Origin of the sequence: Mesorhizobium sp. M7A.F.Ca.US.006.04.2.1 (assembly GCF_004022915.1) — a bacterium.
Lineage (GTDB): Bacteria > Pseudomonadota > Alphaproteobacteria > Rhizobiales > Rhizobiaceae > Mesorhizobium > Mesorhizobium ciceri.
On record NZ_RZQA01000902.1, the window covers coordinates 1 to 2,437 of the forward strand.

1 protein-coding gene and 2 pseudogenes are annotated in these 2,437 nt (G+C 62.5%); 2 read left to right on the plus strand and 1 reads right to left on the minus strand.

Annotation, left to right across the window (positions count from 1 at the left end; all coding sequences use genetic code 11):
• Together EN925_RS31925 and EN925_RS31930 are read left to right on the plus strand one after the other, a co-directional pair.
• Positions 1–215, plus strand: a pseudogene (locus EN925_RS31925) (ABC transporter ATP-binding protein); the annotation flags it as partial.
• A complete protein-coding gene (locus tag EN925_RS31930; RefSeq protein ID WP_127368119.1) occupies positions 215–2,107 on the plus strand; it encodes an ABC transporter ATP-binding protein in 1,893 nt (630 codons plus the stop codon). The pseudogene EN925_RS31925 and the gene EN925_RS31930, both read left to right, overlap by 1 nt.
• Before the next feature lie 26 nt (positions 2,108–2,133).
• On the opposite strand, the pseudogene EN925_RS31935 reads toward EN925_RS31930, so the two are convergent.
• Positions 2,134–2,437: pseudogene (locus tag EN925_RS31935) on the minus strand (ABC transporter ATP-binding protein); the annotation flags it as partial.

Genomic DNA, 2,437 nt, shown 5'->3' on the forward strand with positions numbered 1-2,437 from the left:
AGATGAAACGCTTCGCCAGGGATCGCGTGACACTCATCATCTCGCACCGGCTGAGTTCGCTGATGCATGCCGACCAGATCCTGTTCGTCGAGGGCGGCCGGATCGTCGAGCGCGGCACGCATGAGGAGTTGCTGGCGCTCGGTGGACGCTACCGCGCGCTCCATGACCTGCAGTTGCGGCCGGACGATGAGCGGCCCGTGGCGGGAGCCGCGTGATGCAGACACCGGCCGACGACGAGAAGGAAGACACCAGCGGGCCACCGACAAAGGCGGTCGTGGGCTCGCACCGCGACGACGAAGAGGTCTTCGGCAAAGCTTATGACCCGCGCATCGTGCGGCGTATCTGGAGCTTCGTGAGGCCTTATCAGAACCGGATTTTCATCTCAGTCGCCGCGGTGCTGGTGTTCACGCTGACGCAACTGGCGATCCCGCTGGTCATCCGCTACGCCATCGACCACGGCATGACGGCTGGCAAGCTCGACCAATCGGTGATGATCGCCGCGATCAGCGCTTTCGCCGTGATCATCCTGATCAACTATGCTGCCAGCTATGTGCAGGAAAGCGTCGTCGGCAAGGTGGCCGAAAACGTGCTGTCGGACCTGCGCCGCGCCATGTTCAGCCATCTGCAACGGGTCTCGCTGAGCTTCATGGACAAGACCGAGGTCGGGCGGCTGATGTCGCGCCTGCAGGGCGACGTCAATTCGATGCAGGAATTCCTCGAAACATCGGTGATGTCGGTAGGCGACATCGTGCTGTTGTTCGGCATTGTCAGCGTGCTTTTGTGGCTCGATTTCCGGCTGGGCCTGCTGACGCTGTCGACCATGCCGGTGCTGTTCATCGTGCGCCTTTTCTGGCTGCCGCGCGCCAAGGTCGCCTTCATGGCCGCGCACGAAACCAACTCGATCGCCAACGGCGCACTGGCCGAAGGCATCCATGGCGTGCGCACGGTGCAGAGCCTCGAGCGCCAGCACGTCAATTTCGACCTCTACGACGAAAAGGTGCTGGCCAACCTCAATGCCCATTTGAGGTCGGCGAAATACGCGCAGGTAATGGTGCCGATCGTCGACACGCTGACCGGCATCGCCATGGCAACTGTCATCGTCGTCGGCGGGTCGATGGTGCTCTCGCACAGCCTCGACATCGGCGTCATGGTGGCGTTCCTGTTCTACATCCAGCGCTTCTTCGACCCGATCCGCTCGCTGACCATGCAGTACAGCGTCATGCAGCGCGCCATGGCTTCGGGCCAGCGCATCTCCGAAGTGCTCGACGTACCGGTCGACGTCAGCGACAGGCAAGGTGCGGTGGCGCTGTCGCGCGACATGGACGGCTCGGTCGAGTTCAGGAACGTCACTTTCGGTTATAGGCCGAACCAGCCGGTGCTGAAGAACATCTCCTTCCGCGTCAATCCGGGCGAGACCGTGGCCCTGGTCGGTCCGACCGGATCGGGCAAGTCGAGCTCGATGGCGCTGGTGCACCGCTTCTACGATGTCTGGTCGGGTGAGGTTCTGGTCGGCGGCCATGATGTGCGTGACCTGACCCAGGATTCGCTCGGCGATCAGGTCGCGATGGTGCTGCAGGAGCCGTTCCTGTTTTCCGGCTCGGTGCTGGAAAACATCCGCTACCACAAGACATCAGCCAGCCGCGAGGAGGTGGTCCGAGCCGCACAAGCCGTCGGCGCGCACGATTTCATCGAGAACCTGCCAGATGGCTACGATACCGAACTCGAGCAGCGCGGCGGCAATCTCTCGCTGGGCCAGCGCCAGCTGATCAGCTTCGCGCGCGCGCTGGTGGCGGATGCAAAGATCCTGGTGCTCGACGAAGCCACGGCCAGCATCGATTCCTACACCGAGATGCTGATCCAGAAGGCGCTGATCACGCTGCTGGAAGGCCGCACCGGGCTGGTCATCGCCCACCGTCTGGCCACTATCCGCGGCGCCGACCGCATCATCGTGCTGCAGAACGGCGAGATCGTCGAAAGCGGCAACCACGAACAGCTGATGGCAAGAAAAGGCCTCTACGCCCGCCTCTACAACATGAACTACGCCTCGTTCGACGACATTTCCGAAGGCGAGCTGGAACTGGACGCGGCAGTCGGCAAGGCGACGTGATTGGACCTGCAAACGACCGCAGGCGCCTAGGCCATTTCCGGGCGTCTTGACCCCTCGCGGATGGCCTTGTGCACGCCGCGTTGCAGATCCATGAATACAGGGCTTTCCATCACCTCTTCGCGGCGCGGGCGCTCGATATCCACGTTGAATGTCTGCGTGATACGTCCCGGGCCGATGCCCATGACGACGATGCGGTCCGACAGATAGACGGCCTCCTCCACATCATGGGTGACAAACAGGACGGTCAACCTGTGTTCCTCCCAGATCTGGGTCAGCAATTCCTGCATCTGATGCCGGGTCAAGGCATCGAGCGCGCCGAAGGGCTCGTCC